11 protein-coding genes and 2 pseudogenes are annotated in these 16,878 nt (G+C 58.2%); 6 read left to right on the top strand and 7 right to left on the bottom strand.

All coding sequences use genetic code 11. The features are described from left to right. The first annotated feature begins 1 nt into the window (after window position 1). Complete coding sequence (terL, locus tag ASD31_RS23020; RefSeq protein WP_056339588.1) at window positions 2-1,468, top strand: phage terminase large subunit; 1,467 nt, start codon at window positions 2-4, stop codon at window positions 1,466-1,468. A 45-nt stretch (window positions 1,469-1,513) separates the two neighbouring features. On the opposite strand, the gene ASD31_RS23015 is transcribed toward terL, so the two are convergent. Together ASD31_RS23015 and ASD31_RS23010 are read right to left on the bottom strand one after the other, a co-directional pair. Beyond that, complete coding sequence (locus ASD31_RS23015; RefSeq protein ID WP_156392783.1) at window positions 1,514-1,744, bottom strand: hypothetical protein; 231 nt, start codon at window positions 1,742-1,744, stop codon at window positions 1,514-1,516. A gap of 2 nt (window positions 1,745-1,746) precedes the next feature. Continuing rightward, complete coding sequence (locus ASD31_RS23010) at window positions 1,747-3,105, bottom strand: hypothetical protein (protein ID WP_056339578.1); 1,359 nt, start codon at window positions 3,103-3,105, stop codon at window positions 1,747-1,749. Window positions 3,106-3,240: 135 nt separating this feature from the next. On the opposite strand from ASD31_RS23010, the gene ASD31_RS23005 reads away from it, so the two are divergent. Further along, on the top strand, window positions 3,241-3,639 hold the full coding sequence (locus tag ASD31_RS23005; RefSeq protein WP_056339569.1) for a helix-turn-helix transcriptional regulator: 399 nt from the start codon (window positions 3,241-3,243) through the stop codon (window positions 3,637-3,639). Between the two features lie 10 nt (window positions 3,640-3,649). Here the strand turns inward: ASD31_RS23005 and ASD31_RS23000 are convergent, their stop codons facing one another. Both ASD31_RS23000 and ASD31_RS22995 read right to left on the bottom strand, forming a co-directional pair. Next, window positions 3,650-4,114 carry a hypothetical protein gene (locus ASD31_RS23000; protein ID WP_156392782.1) on the bottom strand — a complete coding sequence of 155 codons (465 nt, stop codon included), beginning with the start codon at window positions 4,112-4,114 and terminating at the stop codon, window positions 3,650-3,652. Window positions 4,115-4,531: 417 nt separating this feature from the next. Then, on the bottom strand, window positions 4,532-5,377 hold the full coding sequence (locus ASD31_RS22995; RefSeq protein ID WP_056339563.1) for a hypothetical protein: 846 nt from the start codon (window positions 5,375-5,377) through the stop codon (window positions 4,532-4,534). Window positions 5,378-5,713: 336 nt separating this feature from the next. On the opposite strand from ASD31_RS22995, the gene ASD31_RS22990 reads away from it, so the two are divergent. After that, window positions 5,714-5,917: a hypothetical protein gene (locus ASD31_RS22990; protein WP_210168920.1), complete on the top strand. Its 204-nt coding sequence runs from the start codon at window positions 5,714-5,716 to the stop codon at window positions 5,915-5,917. Between the two features lie 254 nt (window positions 5,918-6,171). Here the strand turns inward: ASD31_RS22990 and ASD31_RS26865 are convergent. After that, window positions 6,172-6,448 (bottom strand): annotated as a pseudogene (locus tag ASD31_RS26865) (hypothetical protein); the annotation flags it as partial. Window position 6,449: 1 nt separating this feature from the next. Further along, window positions 6,450-8,586, bottom strand: a pseudogene (locus ASD31_RS22980) (hypothetical protein); the annotation flags it as partial. Window positions 8,587-9,008: 422 nt separating this feature from the next. Here ASD31_RS22980 and ASD31_RS22975 point away from each other — a divergent pair. The 3 genes from ASD31_RS22975 to ASD31_RS22965 are packed head-to-tail and all read left to right on the top strand — an operon-like array spanning window position 9,009 to window position 14,901. Then, window positions 9,009-10,160: an RHE_PE00001 family protein gene (locus tag ASD31_RS22975; protein WP_056339556.1), complete on the top strand. Its 1,152-nt coding sequence runs from the start codon at window positions 9,009-9,011 to the stop codon at window positions 10,158-10,160. Then, complete coding sequence (locus ASD31_RS22970; protein ID WP_320409414.1) at window positions 10,145-11,281, top strand: aminotransferase; 1,137 nt, start codon at window positions 10,145-10,147, stop codon at window positions 11,279-11,281. The genes ASD31_RS22975 and ASD31_RS22970 overlap by 16 nt, the downstream gene beginning before the upstream one ends. Before the next feature lie 2 nt (window positions 11,282-11,283). Continuing rightward, the gene (locus tag ASD31_RS22965) at window positions 11,284-14,901 is read left to right on the top strand and encodes a DEAD/DEAH box helicase (RefSeq protein ID WP_056339553.1); all 3,618 of its coding nucleotides are present in this window, start codon (window positions 11,284-11,286) and stop codon (window positions 14,899-14,901) included. An 867-nt stretch (window positions 14,902-15,768) separates the two neighbouring features. Here the strand turns inward: ASD31_RS22965 and ASD31_RS22955 are convergent. Then, window positions 15,769-16,878 carry a DUF4417 domain-containing protein gene (locus tag ASD31_RS22955; RefSeq protein WP_156392779.1) on the bottom strand — a complete coding sequence of 370 codons (1,110 nt, stop codon included), beginning with the start codon at window positions 16,876-16,878 and terminating at the stop codon, window positions 15,769-15,771.

Below are 16,878 nucleotides of genomic sequence, written 5' to 3'. Positions count from 1 at the left end.
GATGAACGCGCTCGTCGAACGCGCCCTCACACGGCAAGACAATCAGGACCTGCTGGCGAAGCTTCATCGCCAGCAGGTCCTCGACCATCAGCGCGACGATCTGTTCGGATTCACCTGGGGTGCCTTCGACGTCCTGCATGACCATCGCGGTATCGCCTTTATCCCGAACTTCCATGTCGAGGCGATCTGCCATGCGCTGACCAAGGTCGTGCGTGGCGATACCCGCCGTCTACTCATCACCATCCCGCCCCGGCACCTGAAGACCATCTGCTCGTCCGTGGCACTCCCGGCCTTTCTGCTCGGGCATAGTCCGGCGACCAAGATCGTCATCGCCTGCTACGGTCAGATTTTGACAGTGGAGATCCTCAATCAGCTTCGCCGGGTGATGGAATCGCCCTTCTATCGCGGACTGTTTCCGCAGACGCAGTTTGCCGTTGCCGGCGGAGAGCTCAGAACCACCAAGGGCGGGAGCGTCAAGTTCACCTCAGTTCAAGGGGCCATCACCGGCCACGGCGCCGACGTCATCATCATCGATGACCTGATGAAGGCGGGAGACGCGACGTCAGAGACCGAGCGCGACAAGGCCAAGGACTATATCCGCAATTCGCTGCTGTCCCGCTTCGACGACCAGCGGTCCGGCCGCGTCATCGCCATCCAGCAGCGGCTGCATGAAGATGACGTCGCGGCCAATCTGATGGCGACCGGCAATTATCTCCATCTCAACCTGCCGGCAATTGCGGCCGAGGACGAGACGATCGAGATCGGCAACGGTCGTGTCTACCAGCGGCGCAAGGGGGAGGCTTTGTATCCGCAGAGCCAGTCGCTTTCTCTCCTTGAAGAGATGCGCCGCGAGTTGGGCAATTATCACTTCTCGGCACAGTATCTGCAGAACCCGACGCCGGATGGCGGTGGCCGCATCGACTGGGAGGTCTGGGGTACCTATGAGGAGATGCCCAACCTCGATGATCTCGACCTGATCGTGCAAAGTTGGGATACGGCGGATTCCGAGAAGGTTGGAAGCGACTACAGCGCCTGTACCACCTGGGGGCGGATGGCGGGGGAATGGTACCTACTCAATGTGTTTCGCGAGCGTCTTGATTTCGGGCCCTTGCTCAGCCGCGTCATCTTTATGCGCAACCGTTGGAAAGCCGACAAGGTACTGGTGGAATACGCCGCCAGCGGCAGGCCACTCTACACGCAGCTGATGCGGGAACATAAAATGCGTCAGCACATCGTTTCGATGACACCGAAGGATAGCAAGACGCTGCGTTTCGACAGCAATATCCATCGGCTTGAGGCCGAGCCCTTCCTGCTTCCGCAAGAAGCGCCATGGCTTGCCGAGTTCGAACACGAGTGCCGCACGTTCCCCGTCGGCAAATACGACGACATGGTCGATAGCATGACGCAGTTCCTAAAATTCCTGGGCGAGCGTCGCTATCTCATGCCGAAGGCCAGAAACGGATATTGAAGAGGATGCCGCGGACAGCGGGGCAAGACCGGGGCGCCGGCGCGGTTATGTTCCCCGGCCGAGACAGATATCCCGGCGCATCGCCATTATCCGATCCACAGCCTCTTCCGCCGGGATGGTAATGGCAGCGATGGCCGCCGGATCAATCATGTCCGAGGCGTCCCGTTCCCCGAGATAGCGCAGCACAGTCAGCAGCCCTTTGAGGAGGCGCAGGTCCGGCTCGATCTCGATAGTCAGCTGCCTCGCGGTTCTGCCGCCTTCCACCTCCCGCGGCATCATCAAGCTCCCACCGTGTCCCCATCCCGTAGCGCATTCCATGCGGAGAGCTTCGGCCGTAGCAGCGTCACCATCCGGTTGGCCGTTTCCGCCAGCCAGCCAAGCTGCTGCTCTTCCGTCCTGTCGGTCATCGGCGTTGTGACCCCAAGCTCCGCCTTGAACGGTTCTTCCGTTTGTATCTTCACCTGCAGATCGAGGCCACTTTCGGCGCGCATGCCGCGAAGTTGATCTTCGATCATCGCGGCGAGCTGCCGGCCCGGTTCATCCGTCAGCCGGGCAAAGATGCCCATGACATTGTTGCTGGCGCGGTAGGCGGTCAGCCACCGGATCGGCGCTTCGAGCGGAATGCGCACCCAGTTGTTGCCGCCATGGGAAGCTGGCAGCTGATCGGGATGATCAAAGCGCGTGGTGTCGATAAAGTGATCCCAGAAGGCCTTGTTGCGATCCCGCTGTGCCGCACGGTCAGGATCAACCACCGCATCGGCATCGGAGGATGCCCGATCCCTGTCTGCCGCCTTGCCGACCAGCATGCCATCGACGCGGACATCCTTGACGGGCAGGGCTCGGCCATCTTCGGTGACGATTACCCGGCTTTCGATGACTTCAGTGCGTGTCGGGACAAAAGGCACCACCATGGTCTCGCCGGACTGCGATCGCCAAAGCTGGATTTCGACAAGGCTAAGACGCGCCGGTCCCATATGGCCGCTGTTGATGTGATTGGCCAATGCTTCCACATCCGAGCGAATGCCGTCACCGGCAATCACGAGGTGGAAGTCACCGCTCGCCAGAGAGTGTGAGACAGCATCGACAAAGCGAGCTTCATCGAGATCAGCCCATGTTTTTGCGGCGTGGTCGAAGATCGGATTGGCGCCTTGCCATTTGCGTTGCTGTTTCAGCCGCGCCGTCAGATCACCATAGCTCCAGCCTTTTAGGAGCGAGGCATATTCAAGGATCTGCGCGACCACCTCGCGCCGTGCCTGCGGATTGCGCCAGAGCTTGCATTCGATCAGCATGAGGCGGCCGGCACGGGTCACGCAGAGCAGATCAAGATAGACGACGCCCCCTTCGCGGCTGAGCGTCAGTTCCCTGCACAAGGGCACTACCTCGCCCGCACCGCCAGCACCGATTTCGATCCGGTCGAGCGGAATGAGCGCCGGATGGGCGAACAATAATTCCTGCAGCCATTTCTCGTCATAGCCGCCTGGCATCGCCGTCATTGCCTGGCGGCGGAAGGGCAGCGCTGTTGGAGCACTTGCGAGAGCAGCGACAAGAGGCAGGGGCGTGACGCCGGTCTGCGGTTGGTGTTCTAGGTTGGGCGACAGATCAGCATCGACGCTGGCGGGAATAAGCAGAGCCTGCATCAGATCGCCTCCAACGAGGTGCAGACCCGTTCGGCGGCAAAAAACCTGAGGCAAATGTCTCGCATCATCATGTGTCCCTCCATGGCGACTTCGGTAAGCTCTGGATATCCGAAGTCGATTTCATGGTTGTGACCAATGCTCAAGTCGCCTTCATGGTCAAGTCCTCTTGCCGAAGTCATCTTCGGCGCCATGACAGAGTTGCTAAGACAGTCGATCGCAATCAAGGTGAGGACGGCCCGGGCCGCTCTGAACTGGTCCCAGGAGCAGCTTGCCGCAAAGATCGCTAAAACGCCTGAGAGCGTCTCCAATATCGAGCGGGCAAAACAACTGCCGGCGCTCGATACGCTGCTCGAACTCGCCCGGGTTCTTGATCTCTCCGTTTTGGAGATCATCGACGCGTCGCAGGACACACGCAAAATCTCGCGCGAGCGTGCCGACAACGAAGCGAAGATCGCTCTATCGGTCCGTGCATTGAGCGACAACGGCGTTGCGATCGCTGCTCAGCAGATCGAGGCGCTGGCAAAGGTAAAATAACAAGGCGAGGTCACGTGACGGGCGCCGTTTCGGGCATCGTATAAATCTGATGGCGTGGGATGCTTACATTCGGGGGTAGGGGCGCTCTCGTCCAGATATCGGCTACGTCCGGCCCATGCTCAGCACGCAAGTTTCCAGCCAGATCAATCGGCTCAAGCGCGAGCTTTGCAAACCATTCCTCGCCGGTCACTGCATACCGCTCGACAATCTCCAGCCATCGCTTCGGACGGTTGAACCTTTGGTGAAGCGCGAAGTGCACCTGCTGGTTCAGCGCATAAGGTGTCCAGCCGTAATAGTTCTCGCTGTGATACTGAACGCGCTCTGTCGATCCAGAAATTGCGCATACCGCCGCTTTCGGCTTCCAGCCGTTATCAATGAACCAACCGACCAGTTGCCATCCTCGCACGCGTTCCTCGTGGGAGAAGCCGTTATAGGCGGGCAGAATACCCCAGGGCCATTTGCGCAGGTTCTTCATGTCGAACTCCGTTATTTCTTTCGACAGCAATGACGAAGTCTGCTTCATGGTCAAGTTGATAGTGATTTGACGTCATCGCGAGCTGCGGGCAGCGTCACTGGCGTCCAAGAGCTCTTGGGGTATCCAGCGGAGGCAACGACTACTTGTCGGCGCTCCGCTCGGGAAAATCATGCAGTGACCGTTATGATGTCCTTTGATCAAACAATACGTCGTACGATTTGAAACGACGGAAGACATTCGATCTTGCACCACTGGCGCTGATGAAAAATGGTCGGAATGTATGGATTGGACTTGGTAATAGGTTGATACTGCAATCTTATCAATCATTATGAAATACAGACGGGGCGTGCGGTTTAGAGCAATTATTGACGGTGAACCGCACATGTTGGCTCGGTCACTTGCGATCCCGCGGTGCATTTAGTCTATCCCTTTGATGTTTTCCGGCACCTGATAGGCGCCGCCTTCGAAGCGCAGACGACGGGAAGTTGTGATCGCGTCTTTATCATCCACACACTCTCCGTCCTGGCCCAACGTGCTTATAGTCTTTATTTTCCGCTCTGAGACGAGGATGTCGGAATAGCGGTTTGGTTGCGGGCGCCCCATGGCCAGCCTGCGCTCGATCGTCTGGAATTCCCCTGCGCAATTAGTATCCCATTCGCCCTGGTGCGCAGCGACCACAATGTTATCGAGCACAGGTCTCAGTTCCTTGTTGTCGATGGTAAAGAGCCACAAGGTGGTTTCGCCAAATGGATTGGGCCTTGAGCTTCCGCGCCGTTCAATACGCACGCCGAAGGCGATCTCGCTTTCCGAGATGCGATAGTATGCGGTGTCAAAAGCCACGCCTGAGACGAAGACGGCATCGTCGGTGAGAAGGTCTGGAAGGCGCAGCCGGTGCTTCAGCTTGAGACTGTCGCTGTCGACAACCAGGAGTTCGATATCTCCTTCGTTTCCATCCGCCGTTTGGCTGGTCATGAGAGGGACCGCGACGAGCGTGAACTCGGGGCGGGCAGGCCACGTCTTGCAGATCAGCTGATGTGGATTGTCGTCCGGATCTTTCGTCAGCGTGATGGTCTGGCCTCCAACCTTGAATTCCCGTTCGGAAACTTGCTCAGCCTCGGGGTAGGCTTGCCTGACGATGTCGGCGCCTCGAGCGCTACACTCGCTGTCGGCCGCAGGAACATTCGGAACCGTAATGGCAACCATGGCCGATGCAGCAGCAAGCGCAGAAAATAGCCGGCGCTGGCGAATGAAACGTGACGACATGCTGGCCCCTAACGATTAAGTGTCTGCGTTCATAGTGGTCTAACAGGTTGGGAGACGCCAGTGCGCTTGTTTGACCGGGGGCTTGGAGTCGTTCCCTCCCGCTGTCGAGAGATACCGCAGGATCGATTGCTCGCCGGTCATAGAGCTAACTTCTCGCGTTGACACCTTCCTCTTCAAATGAGAACGATTAGAGAACATTATGGAGGCTCACCGCCGATGATTCGCTATTCCCGCTATGTCGAGCCCGACGCCCCGCAGCAACGGGCAGCCCCAAAATCCACGAGCCCAAAACCACGGACTGTTGTCGTGTCAACGGAGCACGCCGCGACGGAGCTGGTGCCTACATCTCGTAACACCGACAGGTCGGACCCGGCTGCCGAGACCTTGTTGCCTCGCGTCGAGCAACTCGAACTGACGGCGCCGGAAGGCCCGCCGCCGAAAGCGAAGAAGAGTAAGTCCCATGTGCGCAGGCCCAAGACGCAGCCGGCCGATAGTGCCACGACGCCGGCATTGCCTTTGCTCACCGGGATCGAAGTCTAGCGGTTGCCGCGTCATTCGACACCTAAAACACTGCCTGCCGCATATCGAAGGTCGGTTCCTGGGCGGCGGATGCGGGCCGCGAGCCGCACGCATCCCATTGTGACTACGCAGCCTCCCAGACCTGGTTGAGGATCTTCGCGGCCAGTGCCGCCTTGTCCTGCGGCAGGAACCGACCATAGTGCTGCTGCACGACATCCGGCGTATCCTGGATGGCGTAGCTTGCCTGCTCGTAGGACNCCACCTGGTTTCTGATGTCAAGCAGCCTCCCAGACCTGGTTCAGAATCTTCGCGGCCAGTGCCGCCTTGTCCTGCGGCAGGAACCGACCATAGTGCTGCTGCACGACATCCGGCGTATCCTGGATGGCGTAGCTTGCCTGCTCGTAGGATCCCGTCTGCTTGAGGATATGGGTCGCCAGGATATCTCGAACATTATGTGGTCCGTGCGGCAGCAAACCCTTGATGGCGCCGCGACCGGTATAGGGATTGTAGATCCCATAGCGCTGGATCACGGTTCGCCAGGCTTCGTAGAACNCCGAACATTATGTGGTCCGTGCGGCAGCAAACCCTTGATGGCGCCGCGACCGGTATAGGGATTGTAGATCCCATAGCGCTGGATCACGGTTCGCCAGGCTTCGTAGAATTTGGTGGAATCGTAGGCCGCGTCGAGGCTGGTCGTTTTGACTGTCTTGACGAACAGTGTGCCGGGATCCTTTGCCGGGCCGAGCAGCACCCCGCGATGGCGATCGATATAGGCTTCAAGATATTTGTAGAGATCAAGCAGATCCGGCAAGATGAGCCGGAATGGCTTTTGCCCAAAAAAGGACGAGCCGGAATTCTTGAAGGCAACTGAGGGGATAAGCACCTCCCAGCCGTGCTCTCGGTCGATCCACCGCAACTCGCCGCACTTCATATCTTCGAGCCGTCGCTCAGATGTCGGGAAATGGCCGCGCGGGCAAACGCGAAGCTGGCGCAGATTCTTTTGTCGAAGCCCTAGATGCAGGCCCAGGCGAAGCATCAGGAAGGAGCGAACGGCCTCTGCGGCAGGTCGTGGATAGCGATCCTCGTCAGGCATGCGCATCAGTATTTCGTATCGGCTCGAAGGGATCGCGGTGCACACGCATGACCCGTTGGACCTCCTTGGATCGGTTCGCGGCATGGCGATGAAACGCATCGCAGGCGCCATGCCAGTCGCGCGCCGCGAACTCGATCTCCTCGGGCGCGACCAGGCCTTCGATCGGCTGGACAGTCTTCAACAGCTCCGGATGCTGGCGGATCCAGCCAACCTCTGAACGGGTCAGGGCTTGAGCCACCATCAGCATATCCTCTTCCCACTTGGTATAGAAGCCACGCCTTTGTTCGCGCCACTGCAGATACCAGTCCCAGACGCCCGGGAAGATCAGCAGGCCGAAGGTGAGTTGACCGAGGGGAACGCCGCGTCCTTTTACGGCGCCGGCAGGCGAGGCGGCGAGGGCGCCGAACATCAGACCGAGATGCTCGATCTTCTGCGACGCCGTTTCCTCTCCCCATACGCCGTTCCTCTGAAACCCGATCGCCGTCAGCGTCGAGGTCTTGAAGCGGATCAGGTCAGCCATTTCCATGGCCAACCGCGGCGGTGCATCGACGACGCCTGACAGGAGATCGGGATCTTCGAAGGTTTCCGCAGCATTCTGGTTGGTGCTGATTGTCAGGCTTTGCGATCGAGGCGACAGCGATCCCCCGCCATAGGTGATGCCTGGAAAGCGGATGGCGTAACGCTGCTTGACCGCTGCGGCCTGGTAGCGCCGATAGTCTGTCGAACCGGAGATGATGACCCGGCGCACCCATTCGAGGATTTCCTCCCGCCTGGCGAAGGGCAGGCTGCTGAAATCGTCCGGCAGATGCCATGCGAGGCGCCGACGCTCGGCCGGGCTGATGTCGCCCAGATCATGACCGTGAAGTGAACGGGATTGGTGCGGCAGCTTCCCCTTGAAATATCCGGCCGGCAGCCGGTATCGTTGCTCGATGCGCGACAGGATCCCGAAACTCGTAACGGATCGTGGCACGCGATCGCCCTCGACCCACGACAGGAGGGTCTTGTCGTCGAAGGTTTCGCCCAGACGAATGACGGCGCGATAGAGTTGCCAGTAGCTCTCACCGAACCTGCGCATATGATAAACAAGCGACTCCTGAAAATCGGCGGGATCTTTGGTCGCTTCGAATAGCGGATCAGGAAAAGGCAAGATCGGCTTGGCCTCAGGTCCCTTCTGCGCCGACCCGAGCCGAGCATCAGGTTCGTCGCCGCCGATCCGCCGCGGCGTTCGGGTGGAGGGCGCCGTCGTCGCGGACCGACGTTGATCAGTTTGTTTTGATCGTGGGGCTTGCTTCATCGGCTGATCGTCCTCCGCAATACGTGGCGCGCCGAGCCACCGGATGATCGCGTCCAGGGCGATGCGGAACTGCTTTTTCAGATCCGGCGTCAATTCATCTTCGATCCCACAGGCAGCTGCGATCGTCATCCAGGCGATGCGGCCGTTCACCAGTGGCGGTGACTTGCGGTAGACGACGAGACTGACGAGGTAGGGCCTGATATTCTCCAGCGCCCGCTTTGACGCGATCGGCGCAATGCGCACTTCGCAAAAGTTCGAAATTCTTCGCTGAAAATGACGTGATGACAGATCGGGTTTTGGCATGCTCTCATTCCATTCTCTCGGCACCAGTGCCGAGGGCGAGCGGGAATAGGAGCTGTCGTTTAAAAAAGGATTACTCGATCACGGGGGACGGCGAAGCGGGGCCGGGGAATTGCGGAGAGGTTCAGTCCCTTGAGGTGATCGTGCGGCAGGTGGTCATGATGATGCCTCTTGCCGGTCCCTTTTGAATGCGCGGAAGTTCTAAACCGACTGATGTGAGTACATTTTGATTCCAAAATTCTCGTTCCGACATAGGAGACTGAATAGTTCTGTATGTTCGCGCACGGGCGTCAATCGTTACCTCGAAAATAGGCCGTATAAACATCGATAATCTATACTTATCGATGGTTATACCATCAACCGTCAATCATACCATGTGAGGAACCTTAATATTGAGATAGCGTTCCTTTAGCAAATCATTTACTATGAATTCAATGGCTTACGATCTCGCGAAATTGCCCATTTTAAACTTGGTTCGGCCCGCTTTTGACGCGGGTATTGCCCAGACGCGGCTCGACGAGCGCATTGCTCGCTCGCCGGTCGGCGCCGGCTTTCTCGAGCGGCAAAATTTCGCTGACGCTTGCGCCTCGCTGTGGATCGACGGTGAGCTTGTCCATCTCGAGGACCTCGTCCTGCACGACGCCAACCACGATATCCGTACGCCGACACACGAGCTGACCATCGCCCGCGACGTCATGCGCACCCGCCGGCGCATCGCCGCGCAGCCGCCCGGCTGGGCGCTCAGCCCCGAAGGTCTTCATAGCCTGCGCAGGCACAACGTCGTTGCCGGGCAGGCATGGCCTGCAGCATCATTTGGTGATGGCACCGTCGAGAGCCAAGGCGCCGCGGTACAAGTCGATCTGGCTGGAGAAGGGGAGGGGGAGCACGGCGACGACGCCAGCGTCCTCGACGCCGAGCTGGCCGCCATCGATGTGGTCCTGGCGCGCTCGGAAGCCGTACTGCAGGAGGCGATCGCACCAACAAATCGGTCGCGGGATCGTGACCCGCTCGTCTACGATCTCGACTGGGACGAGGACGCGCGGCTAGAGGAATGGCGCGCCGTGCTGCGCCACGCCGAAAATCTGCCGCCGGCGCTGCAAGCCGTCGTCGCTCTCGATGCCTGGAACACGCTCGACGTTCTGCAGCATGCGCCCTGGCTTGGCCGGCACCTCGCAGCCTCGATCCTGCGCCAGGCCGGCGTCACGACCGGCGCGCATTTAGCTGCCATCAACGTTGGCCTCAAAACCATCCCCGTCGATCGGCGCCGGCACCACAGTCGAGAGGTCCGGCTGTTGGCCATCGCCGATGGGCTGATCGCGGCCGCCGAGATTGGGCTGAAGGAACATGACCGGCTGGCGCTGGCGCGAAAAATGATAGAGCGGAAACTGCAGGGGAGGCGGGTTTCATCGAAGTTGCCGGAGCTTATCGATCTCGTGATGGCGACTCCGCTCGTTCATGCCGGGACGGTCACGAAAACCCTCGGGGTCACGCCGCAGGCGGCGCGGCGGATTGTTGCGGAGCTCGGCCTCAGAGAGATGACGGGGAGGGGGAGGTTTCGGGCGTGGGGTATCATTTGAATTTTTCGGACTTTGCGGCAGCAAGCGAACGTTGCTTCGTCTTGGCGGACTTTCCTGACCAATGCGAAAAAATCCCAGCGTGCGACAAGATTAATTTGCTCTTCAAAAGACAAGCAAACCTCATTATTGCCTATCGTATAGATTGTATTGGGAGAGGCCTCAAGCCTATGCATGACTGCAGACCGCCATCGCGTGCATTGAGCCGATGGCTTCAAAACTTCGAGTCTGATCCAGTTGACGGCAGATACGGGCATTTGCTCCTCGTTGAAAAACCAGCGAGGGACAGCGATCTCGGTAACCAACTCAGGCCTTACTTCGAGTCGGCCCACCGCGATGCCCGTGAGTTTTTCGCTGGGGAGATCGGGATATCCCTTCACCCGGACGCTGATGAAGATGACGACGCGTCTCTCCTTTATCCCGGGTGCCTCCCCGATACTGCTAAACGCGGGCTGTTTGGAGAGGTGATGGCCGGCTTGGTCACAGAAAACTATGAGTTCGTAGGCGGCCACGAATGGTCGGTCCCGATTTTCTTGTTTCGATATCACGCTGACGTTGAAAAATACCTGTTTGATCTGGCTCGAGACGCTGAGCGCGAACGTGCAGTTTTTGGGCGGTTAGGGTCAGATTTTATTGGCCTCAAACTCGACGACCGTGGCGCGGTTGTTCGATTGATTGTCGGGGAAGCAAAGTGGAGAGGCGAACTGAGCGACGCCGAGGTCGAAACGCTGATGCTGGGAAAGTGGAAGACGAACAAGCGTAACGGTCAGCGGACGCGTAGAGGCGGAATATGGGCTGAGATCAACCGTGATATCGATGTCCCGCACGGGGTGCGGCAGCTGCAGAGGCTTTTGAGGGAGCGTGACCGAGATGGCCACGCCGCAGCCATCGTTTCCATGGACAAGGCCTTGGTGTTGAGAAATCCCGTCCCAATTGCTCGCACAAATCTCATCATGATCGTTGGGAACGGCAAAGCGAAACGAGGAGAGGGTGAGGCGTTGCTTACGTGGGAAACCATCCCGGAAGAATATACGTCTCCGCACGACCTCCAGGTCGTCGAAGTCATCCTGAAGGATGGCGAAGACCTCATCGATGAAATTTACGATCTTCTCTGGAAGGTGTGATCATGGCTGAACGCGATCAAGAGCGATTGGAAGTCGCAAACACCGTTCGAACAGAAATCGGCATCGAGAATGTTCTATCTGCCCGGCAGGCTCGCTCCTTCGTCCGATGCCTGCAGACCGCTTGGGAGGTGCCGCTGATCCAATGGGGCACCAATGAGTCGCTGCTCGAACTCGCCGATGCGCGGCGTCTTCTACACGTCGCGGAGATCTATCGCGAAGTCGAGGGGCAGGAATCCGCTGGCGCGATCGAGTGTTACAGGCGGGCCGGTGAGCTTCTGGAATGGCTTTCAAGAGCCAATGACCGAACCACGACGACCGCACCTGTCGAGCTGTTCGCTGCGGCCGCTTATCAGCTCGGCGGTCTTCCAGCGATGGCAAGCGGTGTCATAGGCGAAGTCGAAATGCTGGACGATGGAACGCGGTTGTATGGGGCTTTTCTGAGAGCTGACTTCGATGGCGTCCTTGAAGGCGTCGCAGCGTTCTGGGCACGTCATCCAGACCTGACCGACGACGCTGCTCCGCGACGTCTCCTGGACGCCGGGAGTGAAGGTGGAATGTCATGGTATTTCACGGTCGAACTGGTTCGGGTTCTCGGCCTCTTCGCCGATACGCTTCGACGAGGGCAGACCGAAAGACTGGATCGGGCGATGCGCAAGCTCGATGCTATGGAGCAGATGGCAACTCGCACCTTCAGTGAGGACAGCTCGCTTCTGATTACGCTTCTTCGTGCGGTGGCGAACGGCTACATGCAGGCCTCGATCCATAGGCCGATCGTCGAATTGTCGGCGCTCAACCCGGGCAGACGTCAACGTCTCAGCCGATTTGCACGGGGACAATTCAGCCGCGGGCGCGGCATTTTGTGGACGTCGCAACGCGCCGGGCTTGATCGTCTCTTGAAGGAAACATCTTTTGCTCTCTGCACGCCTACGGGTTCCGGCAAAACGCTTGTTGCCAACCTGGCCCTCGTCAAGGAGCTGCTGCTCCCGACAGGTCTGGAAACGTCACCTCTTGCGCTTTATCTCGTTCCGTCGCGCGCGCTCGCAGGTGAAGTCGAAGCGAAGCTGAAGAGCGAGCTTGGTGAAGATTTAACGATCACCGGCCTTTACGGCGGAACGGATTGGGGAATTACCGACTACTGGCTGCAAGCTGAAACTCCGACTGTCCTGATTGCCACCGTCGAAAAGGCAGAGGCACTTATGCGATACGTCGGCCCTCTTCTCCTTGCACGCTTGCGGCTTTTGATCATCGATGAAGCTCATCAAGTGGTTGCCGTGGATGATGCTCGAACCAAAGCTGACCTCGCAGAACACGGCAACCGCGCAATTCGCCTCGAAAGCTTTGTGTCTCGGTTGCTGGCGCGAGCCCCTGACATTGTCCGCATCGCGTTGACGGCGGTCGCCGGCGGTGCGGCACCACCGGTCGCAAAATGGATCGAAAATCGAGAGGACGCCGTGGCGATCGGCACGCGGTACCGCAGCACACGCCAGCTGATAGGAGTCTTGGAAACGACCCCAAGGGCGTCCGACCGCGTGTCGCTCGAAATCCTGAATGGCCGAAGGCTGTTCGTGCGGGACCGAGACCAGCCGGTCTATCTCCCGTTGCGCACGCCAGTCATGCCTTATCTACCAAACCAATGGCAACAAAGTCTCTTTCGTTTCAATGAGTTGTCAGTCCTTTGGACGGCACTGCACCTTCTTGAGACCGAGCGGCGCATCTTGATTTCGGTTCTGCAAGAACCGGAACAGACGATGCGATGGTATCGGAAAGCGTTGGAGCTTGATGAGTGGTCTGGCATTCCACCCTTCAGGGTCCCGGACGGACGCTTAGGTGACATTTTCCAAGAGGCGCGGGATGCAACGATAGATTATTGTGGCGAAGACTCTCACGAACTAGCCCTGCTCGATCGCGGTATCGCGACAAACCACGGACAGATGCCGCAGCGCCTCCGACGCCTCATGGTCGAGCTGATCGACAAGCGCATTTGCCCAATCACCGTGGCGACAGCGACCCTCACGGAGGGGGTCAATCTCCCGTTCGACATTATTTTTCTAACGTCTCTGCGGAGAGAGTCGTTCGATGTCGTCAATGATACGCGCGAGATCACCCCTCTCTCAGTCTCCGAATTTCGCAATCTTGCTGGGCGCGCCGGGCGCCCGGGCGCATCGAGTGGCCTTGAAGGCATGACGCTTGTCGCTGTACCGCAAGCGAATTCAAGTCAAAGGGCGTCCGCCCGGTCGACGCAGGACCGGCAGCGACGACAAATGCAGAGAGACTACGACAATCTGTTGCTGAAGGTTGTACGAGAAGAGCGGCAAGACGGTGCGGTACAAAGCCCACTGGCACTTTTGCTCGATGCAATTGCCCAACGCGCGGCATCGATTGGCGTTCGGCAGTCCAACTTCCTGGATTGGCTTGATCGGATAACGCCCGCAGCGATCAGTCCAAACGCCGGCGTGGCGGCGACGACGCCGGCAGCCCGACTGGCTGATAGTCTGGATGAGCTGGACGGCTTCCTTTTGACCGCACTCGAGGAACTCGAGCTTGCAGATGGACAGGAACTAGACGGCGCTGCCGCGGAAGCCTTTCTGGTCAGTCTCTGGCAACGCACGTTTACCAAGGTTGCTGCCGCTCAGGAGCAATGGATGGAGGATGCCTTCATCCGGCGGGGTAGAGCGATCGTGGAGACGATTTATCCCGACGCTGAAGAACGAAAGCGCCTCTACCAGTACGGGTTCACACCATACGTTGGCCGCCGTTTTGCGGCTGTCGCCGATGACATCGAGACCATCCTATCAGACGCGACGGACTACGGAGATTCCAGCGATGAAGCCCGACTTCAGGTGCTCAAAGATATAGGGCAGCTGATCGAAGATGACCGGGGTTTCGGCTTCCGTGTGCGACAAACGCAGACGGATCAGAGGTTGCTCGAAAACTGGAACGATGTCCTGGCCTGGTGGATGAGATCAGCCGGCGCGGTTGCACCTGGTGCCGATTCGCTCCGTGCCTGGCAACGGTTCGTCTCTGATAATCTCGAGTTCCGGCTCGGCACGGTTATCGGGGCAGTGGTTGCCCAGGGATGGTCCAGCGCTGCGGACGATGACGCAGAAGTTCCGGCGCTTGAGGACTGGCGCGAAACGACCGGCTTGCCGTGGTTTGCGTTTTGGGCGCGCGAACTCCTGAGATGGGGTACCCTCGACCCGTTCGTGGCTTTTTGTCTTGCCCAAGGCCTCGCCAAGACGCGAGAGCAAGCCGCGAATAGACGAGCGGAATTCGATGCTTGGCTTTCGACAGAAGGATATGTTGACGACGCCGAAAGCAAAATCGACCCGCAACTGTTCTTGAAATGGGAGGGAAGCCTCCCTGCAGGTTTTGAGGATTTTTTCGACGAATTGCCGGATTCCGCGATCTTGGTCGGAACCGATGGTCGCAAGCGTCGCTACCCCGTTATCCCTGTCGACACAGAGGGAGGCGTGGATTGGCTCGATCCGGCCGGCTTCAGGCTGGCGCGCACGGAAACTGACGATTTCGATCTGGTGACACATGTTCAAAAGGATGATTTCGAACTTTTTGTCGGTGATCGAGATGTCACGGTTTCTCGAGTTTTTACAGCCCGTCAGTGACAGCGCCACTGAGGACAGCTACGCCGGGCTTCACCTCTCCGCCAACGGCTCGAGTATAGCCTTTCCTCCAGTGACGGCCATACAAATCAGACTTCGCATGTAACCGCACAGAAGAAGCCGTCTAAAACTGCGAGTTCATAGGTTCTCGATAGCGGAGGGCCGTCACTATCGCGCGCCACCTCCCGGCAATGATCGCCCGATCTAAATCGCAACGAGCGTGCGATGTTCGCAAGACCAACGAATAGTGGTCGAAAGCCGAACCCGTGCCCGTCCTCCTTCGGATACCTGGAGATCCCTTCGGAAAGAGCCAGCTCGATAGCTCGACCGTGGTCAGACAGCTTTGCATACTCTGGATTAGAATTTAGACTTGTAAGGATACCTACTCCGCGATCCGCGACAATGAGCTCGAGCCTGCGTGGCTCGATATGGAAGGCGATATAGCCAGTCTCTGGCCGTTGGCTATGATCAATAATGTTTCCGATCAGTTCCGACAAGGCGGCCACGAATTTTCCGCTGTGATCGACAGAGAAGCCCGCAGCTACGCTGAGCCGCTTGATTCGGTTTGCCGCGTCAATCCAAACTGTGCTGCTCGCGCTTAAGGCCGTCATGGGCACGAAACCCAATTGCGGTCCTTCTTCGAAAAACCAAGCCTGCTCGCGTTCCGCAAACCGCCAAAAATGACGGCGGTCAAGCCAGCTTGAGATCGCGTTGGCCTGGACGTGGTCGGGAAACAGGTGAGTGAGCTCGAGAAATGCACCCAGTGACCGCGCCGCCGTCGGTGGAAGGTCTTGCGGCCCGATAGAACCAGTTTGAAGCGCTAACGAGATATCTTCAAGCAGATCGATGTTCAGAGTCTCTATGGATCACCTATTGGCTGCAATCGGCTTGATCGTAGAAGCGACCCCTTAAGAATAGCGCGCTCTCACTGATGTTGTGCTGCAACATGTTGTCGACCTGGCTAGGGTGGGTGGTTGTTGTCGACACCCAGTCCAGCGCGTTATTGTTCGAGCGTGCTGCGCGTTGTCGCTTGATCGTTTTCATGTAGGCAGTGGTATCTATATAAATAACGCTTCTGAAATGCGGCCGCAGTTGCGCGACGACGTCCGGATCACCGCGGACCACAATATCGATCGGCCTATCAGCGGCCTGGGCAATCTGACGAAGACCGCGAATGTGGAAATCACGCCTATCTTTCCTGCCGCCCCCGGTGATGAATTCGTATGAAATAATCTGTATCTCGGGCCTTTCGCTAACGAAGGTGGCCCAGCGATCAAAGTCCTGGAAAGTTCTTGAATTTACATGTAGAGCACAAGCGATCCCGTTCTCTTCAAACTCGCTCCACAAAATTGCAATTCGCTTCATTGCGTGAAGGTCATCGGTTCGTGGCTTATCAAGGACTAAGCTAAAGTTCGGCGATGTCACGAGCTGGATTTGTAGATCGCAAAGTTGCCGGATCAGCGAGGTACGCAGCGCGCCGAGCGTCCACCAAGGTTCTATGTCATCATCGTGATCAACGCCGGAAAGTATGATGGAGGCGGAATGATCAATCTTGAACGCGGCGCATAATTCCTCGCGGGTCTGATACCTGAGTGTCGCATTTGAGAATCTGACCAAATCGCGGAGTCGCAACGCAAAAATCGCTCCGGTTGCCGCCCGATCTCGGCCGGTGCCATGGTATATTAGTGGAACGACATCGTGAACTAAGGGCTGATAGTGTCCAGGCACGCGCGTGATGTTGGAAAGACTGAACCCAAGCACCTCTCGCTTCTGATCGACGTAGCGAGCCGGACTTTTAGCGCAGACATTTGTGCATTCGTCAGGCCGTCCGCAACATAAATCCATGCAATCCAGAATGGGATCGCGGACGGACAAGCCGCCACAGAGTTCGAAGTTCGGGCAGCCACTGCATCCGAGTGCCAGCGAGTAGCGATATGGGTCATCAGTCAGGGCTCGAAGCAAGACCTCATTGCTGCGCAT

The sequence above is a fragment of the Rhizobium sp. Root482 genome (assembly GCF_001426565.1).
Taxonomy (GTDB): domain Bacteria; phylum Pseudomonadota; class Alphaproteobacteria; order Rhizobiales; family Rhizobiaceae; genus Pararhizobium.
Note: the sequence above shows the minus strand (reverse complement) of the source record. Positions and strands in the feature narration are given on the sequence as shown.